The sequence below is a fragment of the Candidatus Hydrogenedentota bacterium genome (genome assembly GCA_013359265.1).
Lineage (GTDB): Bacteria > Hydrogenedentota > Hydrogenedentia > Hydrogenedentales > SLHB01 > JABWCD01.
Window position 1 is genome coordinate 1 of record JABWCD010000029.1, and the last position, 15,579, is coordinate 15,579.

Here is a 15,579-nt window from a genome sequence, read left to right on the forward strand (position 1 = left end):
ATGGAAGCAAGGCGAAACGGATACGGACCCAACAAGGAAGACCGCCACGCCGGTCAAGGTTGATTTACCTTCTCATGGAAGCACGAGCACGAGCACGAGCACGAGCACGAGCACGAGCACGAGCACGAGCACGAGTTGGGCTAGGCGAAGTGCTGTGCGCATAGGGATGTGGATTTTTGGGGGCGCGGGGTGCGCCCCTACACTTTGTTGACAAACCAAACCATAGGACGATTCGAACGATGACCCCGAAGACCGTGGCAGTAGCCGGTGCGACCGGCCTCGTTGGGCGCGAGATGATGCGCGTGCTCGAGGAGCGCAATTTCCCCGTGAAGTCGATCAAGCTGTTGGCGTCGGCGCGCTCGAAGGGGACGAAGCTCACGTTCAAGGGCGAGGAACTGCCGGTCGAGGAATTGACGGAGACGTCGTTCAAAGGGGTCGAGATCGCGCTGTTCAGCGCGGGTGGCGGCACGAGCAAGAAGTTTTCGCCGTTCGCTGCGAAGGACGGCTGCGTGGTCGTCGATAATTCCAGTGCGTGGCGCATGGACGAGAAGGTGCCGCTGGTGGTACCGGAGGTGAACCCCGGCGACATCAAGTGGCACCAGGGGATCATCGCGAACCCGAACTGCTCGACGATTCAGATGGTGGTGGTGTTGAAACCTTTGCACGACGCGGCGAAGGTCGAGCGCGTTATCGTGTCGACGTACCAGGCGGTGTCCGGCGCGGGCATCAAGGCGCTGGACGAATTGATGGATCAGACGCGCGCGGTGATCGAGGGACGCAAGCCGGAAGCGAAGTTGTTCCCCCACCAGATTGCGTTCAACTGCATTCCGCAGATTCCTCAGAGTGACGCGTTCGGCGCCAATGGGTACACGTCCGAAGAAATGAAGATGGTCAACGAGACCAAGAAGATCATGGGCGATCCGAGCATCCGCGTGTGCGCGACGACGGTGCGCGTGCCGGTGTATACCGGGCACAGCGAATCGGTGAACATCGAGACGCAGAAGAAGCTGACGCCGGCGGAGGCGAGCGCAATCCTCGAGAAGGCCGAGGGCGTGGTCGTACAGGACGAGCCGTCCAAACAGGTGTACCCCCTCGCGTGCAATGCGGCGGGGCGCGGCGAGACGTTCGTGGGCCGTATCCGAGAGGACCTGTCGCACCCGAATGGATTGGCGATGTGGATTGTGTCGGACAACCTGCTCAAGGGCGCCGCGCTGAACGCGGTGCAGATCGCGGAGCGGTTGTAGGCTGCAACGATTTCCGGTTTTTGGTGTTTCACGCTTGGCCGCGGTTTGAGTCCGCGGCCAAGTGTTTTTTTGTGCCGAATCTGCTACTATAGGACTGCGTTGTGCCCCGAGTAGCGCAGCGCATGGGTTAAGCTCTTTCGGGGGAACGGCTTAACGACGCATCGATCATAGCATGATCGTCAACCCGCGGAAGCGGTCATACGTAGTATGGGTAGTAGAGGGTATGGCCGCGACGCCTTCGCCATGAAGTACGTATTCCCAACATATCGGGCACTCGCCGCGGCACTTGCCGCCCTGGCCGGACTTGGCTGCACCACCACGCAATACAAGAACCGGGCGGACAAAGAGGTTTATTCGATCATCGAGGCGAAGTCGCCGCAGGTGCCCGGCCTTCCCGGGAACTTTACCATCGATCAGGACGAAACGGACCCCCTTGAGGGGCTTGGCGCGGATTCAGCCTCACCTGAGTTCCTCGCCGACGCGGGAAAGGCGGAGGCGGGGGCGCAGGTCATTTCTCTGGAGGATGCGCTACGCATCGCGGTGACGCACAGCCGCACCTACCAGAACCAGAAGGAACTGCTTTATCTCCAGGCGCTGGCGCTCACGCTGGATCGCCACCAGTTCGCGCCGATATTTGCCGCGGGCGGTTCCGCGCAATACAACCGGACGACGCGCGACGTGCAGAAGCTGAACGGCGTGGGGGAGACGGCGCAGGCCATACCGGGGCTGATTGCTCAGGCGGGGAACAACGCGTCGTTGGCGTTGTCCGCGGCGCCCATCGCGTCGGGCATACTTCAGGAGCTTGGGCTTCCCACGAATACGCAGACGATCGCGGCGCTGGAAGCGGTTGGCGCGCTTTCGGGAACGCCGGCGCAACTGTTGAACGATTACGCGAATCTCGTGAACGAGGCATTCACCGTTTCGGGCCTGAACCAACCGGAAAACGAAATCCGCGACGAGCGCAGCGTATCGGGGGATGCGAGCCTTGGCGTGAGCCTGCTGCTGAAAGGGGGCGCGCGGATAGCCGTCGGGATTACGTCGAACTTTCTCCGGTTTCTTACCGGCGATCCGAACGTGCAGACGTCGTCTGCGTTGGTCGCCAGCATCACGCAGCCGCTGCTGCGCGGGCGCGGGCGCGACGTGAACGCGGAATTCCTGACGCAGGCCGAGCGGGACGTGCTGTATCAACTTCGATCGTTTCAGCGGTTCCGTCAGGAGTTCGCGGTCCAGGTCGCGTCGGGATATTACAACGTGCTTCAGGCGCGGGACGCCGCGCGGAACAACTATCAGGGTTATCTGGCGTTCCAGCGGTCCGTCGACCGCGAGCGGGCGTTGTTCGAGGCGGACCGTACAACGACATCCGCGTTGGGCCGCATCGAGCAGTCGCTATTGAACGCCGAGAATTCGTGGGTGGATTCGATTCGCAACTACAGGCAGGCGCTCGACCAGTACAAGATTCTGCTGGGGTTGTCGACGGACGCGAACGTTATTCTCGACGATTTGGAATTGACGGATTTGAACGAGAGAGGTCTGGTCCATCCGGCGCTGGCCTCGGAAGATGCGGTAGCGGTTGCGTTGGCGGCGCGGCTTGATCTGTACAACACGCGCGACGAGAAGGACGATTCAGAGCGGCGGATCAAGGTTGCCTCGAACGCATTGCTGCCGGACTTGGACCTCGTGGTAACGGGTTCGGCGGACAGCGTGCCTGGCGACGACACGTTCAACGAACTCGATTTCCAACGCGCGCGGTGGAGCGCGGGGTTTGACGTGGATTTGGGTCTCGACCGCAAAGCGGAGCGCAACGCGTACCGGTCCACGCTGATCGGTTATGACCGGGCGGTGCGCGAGCTGAGCCTGGCGGAGGACAGCGTGAAGCTCGACGTGCGCGCGGCGTGGCGAAACCTTGACCAGGCGAAACGGAATTACGAGAACCGGAAGCTGGCGCTCGAGCTTTCCGCGCGCCGAGTCGAGGAACAAACGCTTCGCGCGGACATCGGCCGCGCGATCGCAATCGATCAGGTGGACGCACAGAACGACTACATCAGCGCGCAGAACGAACTCACGGACGCGATCGTGCGCCACACGATTGCGCGGCTCGAATTCTGGCGCGACATGGGAATTCTCTATATAAAAGAGAACGGACAGTGGGAGGAAGTAAACGATGTCCCAGCCACACCCCAATAGGCGCCCGCGCCTGGCCCGAATGCTGCGGACGCGGTGGGCCAAGGTACTCATCGCGCTGCTGGTTGTGCTTGTCCTGTACACGCTGACGCGGGGCGGGACTGAAGAAGCCTCGACGGGCACGCTGTTTACAGCGGCGCGCGGCGATCTGAAGATCACGGTCACCGAGGGCGGGAACGTCGAGGCGCGCGAGTCGCAAACCATCAAGTCGAAGATTCGGGGCGAGACAAAAATCCTGAGCATCATTGACGACGGCTATTTGGTTACGCCCGAGGACGTGGCGAACAAGAAAGTGCTGGTCACGTTGGACAACTCCGAGCTGCTCGAGAAGATGACGCAGGAGATGATCCAGTACGAAAGCGCGCGCGCGGACTATGCCGAATCGAACGCGCAGTACGAGATCACGGTCAAGCAGAACGAAAGCGATATCAAGAAGGCGGAGCTTGACGCGAAGTTTGCGCTGATGGACCTGCAACGCTACCTCAGCGCGGACATTGCCAACGAGATTCTCAAGCAGCGCGGACTCAGCAGCGACGTGGCGAAAATCAGCGACGACTTGCGCAAGGCCGTCGAGGCGAGTTTCGTGATCAACGAGCCGGTCAGCGTGGAGCCGAAGGAAGTACCCGAAATCTCGAACGAGGAACTGCCGGCAGCGCCGTCGCCCGCGAACGAAGAGCGCCGTGAAGGCGGACGCCGCCGTCGAGCGGAAGGCGAGGGCGGCCAGCGCGACGAACGCTCCACAACTCGGAATGCGCAGGCGGCCTCGGAGCAAAGCGGCGATGCGAAGGCCGAAAAAAAGGAAACGGCCGAAGTGAAAACGGAGGCCAAGTCTGCCGCCGCGACGAACGCCGACACCGAATCCAGCACGGAGGGCGGCGATTTGCCGGCCGAACTGGAAATCGCCGCGACGCAAACGGCCAAGGCGGCCATGGCGTCGATCGCGATCTCCGAACGGCGTCCGGACATCGATTTCACGAAGTTCGCGAAACCGGACGCGTTGGGCGACGGGGAGGCGCAGCAAAAACTGCGCAAGCTCGAGAGCGACCGGCTTCTGGCCGAAGGCGACTTATTATTGTCGGAAACGAAACTGACGGGAACGCGCAAACTTGCCGAGAAGAATTTCGTGACGAAGCAGGAACTCGACAACGATGAGATGAGCGTCAAGAAGCAGACCGTGAACCGCGATTCGGCGGAGACGGCGCGGGACCTGTTCGTGAAGTACGAATTCCCGAAGGAAGCGGAGAAGCTGCTTTCCGCATACGAGGAGGCTATTCGTGCGATGGAGCGCACGATGAAGCAGGCCGTGGCCAAGCAGGCGCAGTCCGAGGCGCGCAAGAAATCGAGCGAGGCCAGCTTCGCACTGCGTACGGAACGGAAGAAGGAGCTTGAGGACCAGCTTGCGGCGTGCACCGTGGTCGCAGAACGCCCGGGCCTCGTGGTGTACGGCGGCAGTGACGAACCCTGGCGCAACCGCGAGCCGATCGAAGAAGGCGCGACGGTGTACGAGCGGCAGGAGATTATCACGATTCCGGACATGACGCAGATGGCCGTGCGCGTGAAAGTGCACGAGTCGAACATCGACAAAATCAAGGTTGGGCAGAAGGCGAAGATCAAGCTCGAATCGTTCCGGGACGAGGAATTGGTCGGCGAGGTCGTGAAGATTTCGGTAATCCCCGATTCAAGTTCGCGTTGGATGAACCCGGACATGAAGCTGTATCCGGCGACCGTGGCAATCAGCGGGACCTATGAACGGCTCAAGCCGAGCATGACCGCGGACGTGGAAATTATGGTCGATGAACTCAAGAACGTCGTGTACGTGCCGATCAACGCGGTGCACCCGAAGGGAAGCAAACGGGTGGTCTACGTTGCGGACGCGCTGGGCCGGGAGGTAGAGCGCGAAGTCGAGACGGGCCAGTTCAACAACGCGTTCATCGAGATTAAGAACGGCATCGAGGAAGGCGATCGCGTGTACCTGCGCGCGCCCACGTCGCAGGTAGAAAGATCGGATAGCGGCGAAGAAGACGAGGAAGAAGAGCGGCAGGAAGCGCCACAACCCAGCGAGGGCGGCGCGCCATCCGCCGCGTAACGGACCGAATCGTGGGCGACATCATCGCACAGATCGTCGACGTCCGTAAGCGGTATATGATGGGCCTGGTGGAGGTCGAGGCGCTGCGCGGCGTATCGCTTGATTTTCGTCAGGGCGAATACATCACGATCATGGGGCCGTCGGGCTGCGGGAAGTCGACGCTGCTCAATCTGCTTGGCTGTCTCGATCGGCCCAGCAACGGACAGTACATCCTCGGCGGGGAGGACGTTTCGACGCTCGACGACGACGCGCTGTCGTCCATTCGCGGGATGCGGATCGGGTTCGTGTTTCAATCGTACAACCTGATTCAGCAACTCAACGTACTCGAAAACATTGAAGTGCCGCTGTATTACCAGGGGCGGCCGGACGACGAGAGCCGCGCGATTGCCACCGAACTGGCCACGCGGGTCGGCTTGGGCGATCGGCTCGAGCACCGGCCATACGAGTTGTCCGGCGGGCAACAGCAGCGCGTGGCAGTAGCGCGCGCGCTCGCGAACGATCCGCTGATCATCCTCGCGGACGAACCGACGGGCAACCTCGATTCGACGTCGGGCTCCGATATCCTCAATGTGTTCGACGACCTGCACAAACAGGGCAAGACCCTGATCATGGTCACGCACTCCGATGAAGTGTCGGCCCGCGCGCAGCGGGTAATTCGGCTGCGGGACGGCGTGGTGGAACGCGATGAACGCCGCAACTAACTCGTGGATTCGCGCGCTGCTCGGCGTGACGACGGCGCAGCGCCTGGTGCGTACGACGCAGTTGGGCGTGAAGAGCTTGTGGCTGCGCAAGCTGCGATCGCTGCTTACGGTGCTCGGCATCGTGTTCGGCGTGTGCTCGGTGATTGCGATGTTGGCGATTGGCGAAGGCCTGAGCTTCGAAGCGCAGGAGCAAATTCGGCGGTTGGGCAGCAACAATATTATCGTGCGCAGCGTAAAACCGCCCGAGGAGCGGCGCACGACCACGGAGCGCACGTATGTTGTCGAGTACGGGCTGACATACGACGATATCGACCGCATCAAGATGACGATACCGAGCGTGGAGATTCTCGTGCCGAGCCGGAACATCCGGAAGGACGTGTGGAACGGCGTGCAACGCGTGGACTGCGATATCGTCGGCACGGTGCCGTGGTACCAGGAGATGCGGAACCACCACATCGCGCGCGGGCGCTTCTTCACGGACGAGGAAATCGACGACAGCATCAACGTGTGCGTATTGGGCGATGGCCTGCCTGACGCGCTTTTCCCGATAGACGATCCGATGGGGCGCACGGTCCGCATCGATGGCGACTACTACACCGTGATCGGCGTAATGGAACCGAAAGCGCGCCAAGCGGCGGGGACTACGGGCGGGTTAGGCGAATTACCCAACCAGGATGCAGCAAAGGCGAACAGCGGTTCCGGCGCGCCGTTCGAGATGTACATCCCGCTGAGCGCGGCGAAGGACCGCTTCGGCGAAACGCTGGTGCAGCGATCGAGCGGGTCGTTTTCGGCGGAGCGCGTTGAACTGCACGAGGCGACCGTCAAGGTGAAGAATATCGAGGACGTGGTCGAAACGTGGCACATCATCGCGGAACTGATGGAACGCAACCACAAGAAGAAGGACTACGACATTATTGTGCCGCTCGATTTGTTGCGGCAGGCGGAACGTACGAAGCGTATTTTTAATATCGTGCTCGGCGCCATCGCGGCGATATCGCTGCTCGTGGGTGGCATCGGGATCATGAACATCATGCTCGCAACGGTCACCGAACGCACGCGCGAAATCGGCATCCGCCGCGCGCTCGGCGCGAAGAAGCGCGATATTGTGATGCAGTTCCTGGTGGAGACGGTCCTGCTCTCGGCGATTGGCGGGGTGATCGGCGTCGCGCTGGGGCTGGCGATTCCGTTCGTGATTACGTACTTCGCGGAACTGAAGACGATCGTGACGTTCTGGTCGCCGTTCGTCGCCTTTACGATCTCCGCGCTCGTCGGCGTCGTCTTCGGCATCTACCCCGCCATGCGCGCCGCGAACATGGACCCCGTCGAGGCCCTGCGGCACGAGTAGCGCGCCGCAGGCGGAAACGGCGGCACTGAATCTTGGCTATAGATGCAGCGCCATGACCTGGAACGCGGAAACGCGTTTGGACGGAACCGGTTCAAAGTTCAGCGCGTGCAGGACGCGCATCATCGCGACGTTGGATTTCGGCGGGCGGCAGCACAGCGCTGTTCCGCCCATGGCGCGCGCGATTTCCAGTATGGCGAGAAATGCCGCGGTACCGACGCCTTTGCCTTGATGCGCGGGAAAGACCGCCCCGAATGGCATGAAGATGCCGCCCGCCGGGAACTCGTCTCCACCGCGCCCGAAGCCGATCCGCAAGGCGCGCGCCAGCAGCCGAAGGAGTCCCGTGGCGCCGATGCGGCAGTCGAGGCGAAGCACATCCGGAACGGCGTCGACCAGTGGGCCGAGTCCGTCCACCGGCACCATGCAGACGCCGCCTGCTGGGACGCCGTCCATGCTGCCGATGTGGAAATGCTTCCACGAGTACAGGGTCGTCTCCGCGCGGCACAGGTGGGAGAGCGCGTCGCGGGTGGATAGGTTGTCGCGCAAGCCGCCGAAGCAGCGATCAAGGGCCTCACCGGCGGCCAGCATGCAGATTTCCACGCAGAGCGGCACGTCCTCGGGGCCGGCCGACCTGTGACTGAAGCCCTGCACGGGAATCGTGCCGGAGGTTACTTACCCGGATTTCCGGTGCCGAAGATTTCGCTGACGAGGTTCCGGACAATGCTCGCGATGCCGAGTAAAGTGCGGATTTTCCCCCAGAAGGTATCCGTAGGCAAAGCCATAGAGTTAACCTCCTCCCACACGTTTCCGTGTGAATTCTCGAAGAACGGGTATCCAACAGCCCTGCACGGATCAAACTAACACGAGTGCGTGACGGCGTCAATGGTTTTTTCGGCAGGGCAATCGCGCCACGTCCTGCGGTGAATCACGAAAAAGCGTCAAGTCATCGGCGCTTATCTTTGGCTCAATGCAATTTGCCTGAGATTTATTTGCGGTTTCTCCAGTTGTACCGCTGTGCAGCCCGAAACCGGTTGTCTCCGTCACAATCCAACGATGGTAAGCTTTTCCAGTATTACCAATAGTAGGCGACTTGGTACGCGAACCCTTCGGACTCACTGAAGAATATCGTGGCGCTGGCGCCACTTTGCCAGAAAGGGCCATCGTATGCGACCAGATCGGACGGAACTTGCCAACCCAATTCGCGGGCTCGTTCGACCCACCATTCCGGTCCCAATTCGCGGTGTTCGTTCTTTGACGCGCGGGGCTTGATCGACTGTTTACCGCGCGTTGCCCACTGCTGGTCAAGCCACGCCTCGACTTGAGGCTTGCTGATAACAAACTTTGCCACGTGTCTGTTAATTTGCTGGTCAACCGTAATATCGGTCGCGGTTTCCGGAAGGAATATTCTTGCGAAGTCGCATCGGACGTCGTGATAGTCTTGGTGCACGAAGACACCCAATTGATAGGGGTCGGTAAACTTCTGCACGACGATGCAGCACGGAATGAATACAACAATCGCGATGAAGGCGCCGAAGGCGAATACTCTCGTCCCCTTGCGGCGCTTCCGTTGAGCAACGATTGTTGCCGTCAAGACAATGCCTGCAAGTATTGCGAGCGTAATCTTCGCGGGCAACATGCTTGGCCAAAAGATGAACATTGGCTGCTTGCTTCCTGGCTAGGCCATGTGTCGCAACTACCTTTGCGGCGGTTCGATGCTTACACCTTCCATCTGGCGCAGTAGCGCTTCGGGGCCGGGGGGCGAGTAGATGGCGATAAGTTTCATGGGGCCGTCGCCGGTGTTGACGGTGGAGTGGTAGATGTCCGGGGGGATGTGGACGAGGACGCCGGGGGTGACTTCCTGTTCGACCGGTTTGCCGTCGACTTCGACCATCTGGATGCCTTTACCTTCGATGACGTAGAGGATTTCTTCAACGCCGGGGTGGTTGTGGCGGACGTGGCCCATGCCGGGGTTGAGCACGACGAGGCCGGCGCTAAAGCGATCGGTGCCGGTGACGCGCGGTTCGGAGAGCCAGGAGAGGCGGCCCCAGTCGAAGACCTGGGTTTCCACGTCGGCGGGTTCGATGAAGGTGCGGACGGTGTTGGGCATGGTGAGGATTCCTTCTTCGGCGATACAAAGGACCAAACGGACCTAAACGACCTAAACGAGCGAATTAGAGTCTACGGCTTCTGCCCGATCAGTTGAAGCAACAGTTCAACGGACTTATTCGAAAACGCGGCGTCATTGATATTTGCGTCGATTTCGATTACCGGAATTTCGGAGCGGACATTCTTACGAATCGCGTCGAAGCAGGCGGCGTCGGCAGCGCGATCGCAGAAGGGTTGGTTGTCGCCGTCAAGGATGGAGACGCCGCGCAGAGGCAGCAGGAAGGCGACCGGGCCTTTTGCAGCGTTGGCTTTTTCGGCGAAGACACGGCCGATGGCGGCGTTTTCTTCGGCATTCGTGCGCATCAGCGTGACGGACGGGTTCCATTCGTAGAAGCGGCGGTGATCGTCGCGGTACTTTTGCGGCACCGTACCCATTGGGCCGAAGTTCACCATGTCGACGCAGCCGGGGACGATTAGGTGCGGGATGCCAACTTCACCGGGCGCGCTGAGGCGGTCCGGACCTGCGCTGAACACGCCGCCGCACAGTTCGTCGGCCCATTCGGTTGTCGTGATATCGAGCACGGCCTCGACGAGACCGTCGCGCACGAGCGATTCCATCGTGCGGCCACCGGTACCGATCGCGTGGAAGACGAGGACTTCGTAGCCCTTTTCGCTGAGCGCGGCGCTGCACGCGTTCACGCATTCGGTCGTGTTGCCGAACATGCTCGCAGCGATAATCGGTTTGCTGTCCTTCGCGGGCGGTGGCCAGACCTCGGTCATGCCGCAGATGGCGCCCGCGGCGCGCGAGATAATCACGCGGGAAATTCGGTTCAAGCCGGCGACGTCGACTATGGACGGGAACAATACGATGTCCGACGTGCCGACGTAGGCAGACACGTCGGCGCCCGCGGCGGTGGAGATGCAGACTTTTGGGACGCCGATTGGCAGCGCGCGCATGGCGGCGGTAATCACTGACGTCCCGCCGGTACCGCCCATGCCGATGACGCCGTCGAACTTTTTCGCGTCGAAATATTGTCGCAAAATGACCGGCGCACCCGCGGCCATAACTTTCATCGCCTCGCCGCGATCGTTTTTCTTCCGCAACGTATCGATGTCGCTGCCGCCCGCCTGCGCGACAAGGCCTGCCTCGATGTCCACGGGGAACTTGTCCGTCGTGCCGAGCACGCCGACGTTCATCGTCAACACGGGGAAACCACGCCCGAGCACGCGCTGCCGCAGGAAGGCGAATTCCTCGCCCTTTGTGTCGAACGCGCCGATGATGAGGATGGTCTTGCTCATGCGTTAGCCCGAAAACGATCCGTGCCGTCCTGCGCCGGACGCGAACTTCTGCGCGCCGGCGAGCGAATCGGCTTCCAGAGAGCGCAGCCCGTGGCGAAATTCGTTTGCCAAGGCTTGGGGCAATGTGAGATCGAATTGCTGATACGCGGAGAGGCGGTCGCCGCGCATGCACACCTGTGGGAACTGCGCGAGGTCGTGCGCGAGCGTTTCGGCGGCGTCTCGCGCGTGACCCGCGGGCGCGACGCGGTTGACGAGGCCCATTACCAACGCTTCCTGCGCGGACACGCCGCGTCCGGTGAGGATGAGATCGAGCGCATGACCAAGGCCGACGAGGCGCGGCAGGCGCACGGTGCCGCCGTCGATGAGCGGCACGCCCCAACGGCGGCAGTATACGCCGAGCACGGCGGTCTCGCTGGCGACGCGCAGGTCGCACCATAGCGCGAGTTCGAGCCCGCCGGCGACGGCGTGGCCTTCGATTGCCGCGATGACGGGCTTAGAGAGCAGCGTGCGCGAGGGGCCCATCGGGCCGTCCCCGTCTTCGCTCAGATTATTTGGATTGCCCGCGGCGATTGCCTTCAAGTCCGCTCCCGCGCAGAACTGGCCGTGATCGCCGTAGAGCACGCCGACAGAGGCGCCGGGATCGGAGTCGAACGCGGCGAACGCGTCCGACAGCGCCTGTGCGGTTTCCCGGTCGACAGCGTTGCGGCGTTCGGGCCGCGAGAGGATAACCGTGGTGACCGGGCCATTTTTCTCGATGGTGACGGACATGGCGTGATACCTACCGTTAATGCCAAAGACTATAGCACGCGCAGATCGGCGAATGTTTGTTTGGGCAAGACAGTTCAAGAATTGCTACACTACGGCAAGTTTGTGCGCGCTGAAGCCACATCCCCCTGAATCCCCCTTCAAAGGGGGACTTAAGAAGTCAATGCGACGTCATTCGCTTCGTATTAAGTCCCCCTTTGAAGGGGGATTCAGGGGGATGTGAATTGAAGGGGGATTCAGGGGGATGTGAATTGAAGGTACTTTCGCATCCGAACGCAATCCGCGCTGATGCAGGACGCTCACCACTCGACATGACGTACTTTCATCCAAAAGAATCGCTATCCGAAGACGACATCCGGCTCGGCATGCGCATGATGCTGTATGACGCGGCGTTTGTGACGGTGTTGGCGATCCTGACGACGGGGGCGTTCCTTGTGGGGTTTGCGCTGGCGCTCGGCGCGTCAAACGCAGTCGTGGGCGTAATCGCCGCGGCGGGCCCGCTCGCGCAGATTCTGCAACTGCCGTCTATCGTGCTCATCGAACGATACCGCAAGCGCAAACTGCTGACGCTGTACGCGGCGGCGGTAAGCCGGATGACGTGGTTTTTCATCGCGCTGGCGCCGTGGGTTGTGCCGCGCGAATATTGGATTCCGTCGTTCCTCGTGTTGCTGTTCGTGCATTTCGCGACGGGTAACTTGACGAACTGCGCGTGGAATTCGTGGGTGCGCGACTTGGTGCCGACGCCCGTGTTCGGGACGTTCTTCGCCAAGCGGATGGCACTGGCCACGTTCATTGGCGCGGTGCTCAGCGTTGCCGGCGCGATCGCGGTTGACATGGGCAAACAGCATTACGGGTCGCCGATTGGCGCGTACACGGGGATATTCGTGATCGCGGCGGTGTCCGCGGTGGTAAGCCTTTTCTTCATCGCACGGATGCCCGAGCCGGAAATGCCGGTGCAGTCCGGCGCGACCGTGCGCGAAATACTGAGGCAGCCACTGCGGGATGCGACATTCCGCTCGGTGCTGATCTTTCTTGCGTGGTGGAACTTCGCGGTGAATTTCGCAGCGCCGTTCTTCGCGGTGTATATGATCCGCAAACTCGAGATGAGCATGGTGTGGGTGATCGGGCTGTCGGTGTTAAGTCAGATGGTGAATGTGCTCTTCTTTCGCGTGTGGGGACGTCTCGCGGACCGGTATTCGAACAAGTCGGTGTTGACGGTTTCGGGCCCGCTGTTCATCGTGACGTTTCTGGTGTGGCCGTTTACGACGATGCCCGACGCGTACTTCCTGACGATTCCGTTGCTCATCGCGATACACGTGCTCGCCGGGATTTCGACGGCGGGGGTGACGCTGTGCACGAGCAATCTCGCGTTCAAAGCGGCGCCGTACGGCAAGGCGACGGCGTATCTCGCCGTGAACGCGCTAATTTCCGGTGTGATGGCGACGATCGCGCCGGTTGCGGCGGGGCTGGTCGGCGATTACTGCGAGCGGTTCGAGTTGCAAATCATGCTGCGCGGAATCGATACCGTGACGGGTGCGGCGCGGTTCGACGTGCCAACCGTCGATTTGCAGGGCCTCGACTACGTGTTCCTGCTCGCGGCGGTGTTTGGCGCGATAGCGATCCATCGCCTGCTTGCTGTGCGGGAAGAGGGCGAAGTCGAGGAAGCGGTCGTGCGGCAGGAGTTGATGCTGCAAATGCGGCGCATGGCGCGGCAGGTGTCTACCGTCGCGGGTATGCGCCAGGTGATCAATTTTCCGTTCGGCACGCTGAAGCAATGGAGGCAGCGGAGGCGAGAGACGGAGTAGCTTCAGAGTCGATAATAGGGGCTATGACAGCACCGTGAACAATGGGACAAATAGGACGTATGGGTCCTATTCGGACTTAGCGAATGACTTCAGATCGCTCAAATCGTACGTCCGCAATGCGCCGTGGACGCTCGTGATGAATTGGCCCTGACCTTCCGGCGTGCGGACCGCAGTGTCCCACGATTCGGGCGCATTGACTAATTCAAGGGACCGAATGGTCTTGTCCGAATCGAGCGCGACAGCGTGCAGCGCGGCGGGGCCGGTCGTCCCAACGGCAATGAGATCGACCAGACTGTCGTCGCTTTCGGGCAGGCCGCGCAGGAAACGCGCGCACGTTTGGATGTTTTCCGCCCACATGGTCAGGATCGGCCGGTCAAGTTGGTAGGCAAGCATGACGGCTTTGTAGCTTGGCCCGAAGAACTTCTCCCATTCGTCGCCGTGCGACCAGCTTGATTTGGTTTCGCCCGTGTCGGGCAAATCGATCGCGAGTACGAGCGCGCCTTGCCTCGCGAGCGCTTCGCATTGCGGCGCAACCGATGCCTTTCCCTCCTGCGCAACGTAGAGCACCGCCTTCACCGGCGCGCCGTCCGGGACGTACAGGATCGCGGGAATTACGAGGCCGGGCTCGGGAATCAATTCGTAGCTTTCGACCGCGTAACCCTGCTGCCGCGCTGTCGCGACGGTCTTGGATTGGGGCGCTGCGAGGACAGAGAGCGGGCGAATACCGGTAATCTCACGCACCTTCGCCAGCAAGGACTCTTCCGATTCGGTCGCGCGCGCGGCTATGCGTTGCTCGGCGAGCTGATCGGCGAGGTCGCTGTTGATGTCCCACACGGAACGCGCGCCGGCGATTTTGAGCACCTGGCCTTCGGTGGTTACCTGCGCTTCGTCGTCGGCGAGTATCGTCACGTCCGGTTCGGTGACAGTGTCGTCGACGCTGAGGAGCCATCGCTTCATCCAGCGGACCATCGCCTGGCGCAGTAGCGGCGTGTAGCCGTGTTCCTCGTCGGCCTCGGCGATTTCGAGGCGTTCGGGATAGCCGAGCCGCGTGTAGAACCGTTTCGTCACGCGGTACGTGTCCCACACGCCGTTGATCGGGAAGAAATCGCGCGTGGCGCAGAGCACCATCGTGGGTTTCGGCGCGCGCGCCATGAGGTAGTCGCCGTGGTCCATGCCGAACGCGAGTTGGCCTGCGATGCACTGCTCGCCGTCGTGCGGGCCGTCCTTGAGGATGAGGTCTTTTAGTGACGTGATGTAACAGCTCGGCGCGGCGCAGTAGACGCGGTCGTCGAGCGCGGAGATGTACGTTGTCAAGGTGCCGCCGCCGGAGTTGCCGGTGCAGCCAATTTTGTCCTTGATGATGTCGTCGCGGCTTTGCAGATAGTCGATGCCGCGGATACCGTCCCAGATGCGGAACGCGGCGACGTTTGTGCCGAGCGGAATGCACGAGACGGTGACGAGCGTGTGCTCGATGGTCGAGTTGTATTTCTGCTTGCCGTTTTCGTCGAGCAACTGCGAACGTTCGGCTTGCCCGATCGGGTCGTAGCAGAGGACGGCGATTCCGTTTGCGGCGAGGAACGCGCACGCGCGCTGATACGCCTCGCCCGCTTTGCCGTTCGGGTCGTGTCCGCAGGGGAAAAGCACGGCGGGGTAGGGCGGTTTCGATTTCGGGAGGTACATCAGCGCGGTGACGTAGAACTGCGGCCGGCTTTCGTAAATGACTTTTTCAATCGTGTACGCGCCGCGATCGAGCGTGTCGACGATGCGCGGGTTGAGCGGCGTTTTCTCCGGCCACCCGCCCAACTGCTGCACGAAGAAATCGCGGATGCGCTGCTGGTGCGCTGCACAATCCTCCGGCGTTTTGATCTTCTCGTACGCCTCCGCACGGCGGTCGAACGCTTCGACGGTCTTTGCGCGGAGATAGGTTTCCATCATTTGGGCGGGTTTGTCGGGTTCGGATAGGACGTTTGTTTGGGCGTAGCCGGGCATCACCACAATGGCCCCGAAGCAGCAGAGACAGATAGCACGCGTTTGCGGTGAGACTAACATG

General features: G+C 61.4%; 12 protein-coding genes. 6 read left to right on the forward strand and 6 right to left on the reverse strand.

Features of this window, described 5'->3' with window-relative positions:
* The first annotated feature begins 239 nt into the window (after positions 1-239).
* The 5 genes from HUU46_21135 to HUU46_21155 all read left to right on the forward strand — a co-directional run bounded on the left by HUU46_21135 (position 240) and on the right by HUU46_21155 (position 7,557).
* Positions 240-1,244 carry an aspartate-semialdehyde dehydrogenase gene (locus HUU46_21135; GenBank protein ID NUM56152.1) on the forward strand — a complete coding sequence of 335 codons (1,005 nt, stop codon included), beginning with the start codon at positions 240-242 and terminating at the stop codon, positions 1,242-1,244.
* A gap of 243 nt (positions 1,245-1,487) precedes the next feature.
* Positions 1,488-3,428 (forward strand): TolC family protein, encoded by a 1,941-nt coding sequence (locus tag HUU46_21140; protein NUM56153.1) that lies wholly within the window; start codon positions 1,488-1,490, stop codon positions 3,426-3,428.
* Positions 3,406-5,511: an HlyD family efflux transporter periplasmic adaptor subunit gene (locus tag HUU46_21145; GenBank protein NUM56154.1), complete on the forward strand. Its 2,106-nt coding sequence runs from the start codon at positions 3,406-3,408 to the stop codon at positions 5,509-5,511. The genes HUU46_21140 and HUU46_21145 overlap by 23 nt, the downstream gene beginning before the upstream one ends.
* A gap of 56 nt (positions 5,512-5,567) precedes the next feature.
* Positions 5,568-6,212, forward strand: a complete 645-nt coding sequence (locus HUU46_21150) for an ABC transporter ATP-binding protein (protein NUM56155.1) — start codon at positions 5,568-5,570, stop codon at positions 6,210-6,212.
* Complete coding sequence (locus HUU46_21155; GenBank protein ID NUM56156.1) at positions 6,196-7,557, forward strand: ABC transporter permease; 1,362 nt, start codon at positions 6,196-6,198, stop codon at positions 7,555-7,557. The genes HUU46_21150 and HUU46_21155 overlap by 17 nt, the downstream gene beginning before the upstream one ends.
* A 36-nt stretch (positions 7,558-7,593) precedes the next feature.
* Here the strand turns inward: HUU46_21155 and HUU46_21160 are convergent, their stop codons facing one another.
* The 5 genes from HUU46_21160 to HUU46_21180 form a co-directional block, all read right to left on the reverse strand.
* The gene (locus HUU46_21160) at positions 7,594-8,142 is read right to left on the reverse strand and encodes a GNAT family N-acetyltransferase (GenBank protein ID NUM56157.1); all 549 of its coding nucleotides are present in this window, start codon (positions 8,140-8,142) and stop codon (positions 7,594-7,596) included.
* 484 nt (positions 8,143-8,626) lie between these two features.
* Entirely contained in the window at positions 8,627-9,211 is a 585-nt protein-coding gene (locus HUU46_21165; GenBank protein NUM56158.1) for a hypothetical protein, read from the reverse strand.
* A 36-nt stretch (positions 9,212-9,247) separates the two neighbouring features.
* Positions 9,248-9,661, reverse strand: a complete 414-nt coding sequence (locus HUU46_21170; GenBank protein NUM56159.1) for a cupin domain-containing protein — start codon at positions 9,659-9,661, stop codon at positions 9,248-9,250.
* Between the two features lie 71 nt (positions 9,662-9,732).
* A complete protein-coding gene (locus tag HUU46_21175; GenBank protein ID NUM56160.1) occupies positions 9,733-10,959 on the reverse strand; it encodes a Tm-1-like ATP-binding domain-containing protein in 1,227 nt (408 codons plus the stop codon).
* A 3-nt stretch (positions 10,960-10,962) separates the two neighbouring features.
* Positions 10,963-11,727, reverse strand: coding sequence for a crotonase/enoyl-CoA hydratase family protein (locus HUU46_21180; protein NUM56161.1), 765 nt, complete (start codon positions 11,725-11,727; stop codon positions 10,963-10,965).
* Between the two features lie 248 nt (positions 11,728-11,975).
* Between HUU46_21180 and HUU46_21185 the strand changes: the two genes are divergently transcribed.
* A complete protein-coding gene (locus HUU46_21185; GenBank protein NUM56162.1) occupies positions 11,976-13,529 on the forward strand; it encodes an MFS transporter in 1,554 nt (517 codons plus the stop codon).
* 66 nt (positions 13,530-13,595) lie between these two features.
* Here the strand turns inward: HUU46_21185 and HUU46_21190 are convergent, their stop codons facing one another.
* Complete coding sequence (locus HUU46_21190; GenBank protein ID NUM56163.1) at positions 13,596-15,578, reverse strand: hypothetical protein; 1,983 nt, start codon at positions 15,576-15,578, stop codon at positions 13,596-13,598.
* Position 15,579 lies beyond the last annotated feature (1 nt).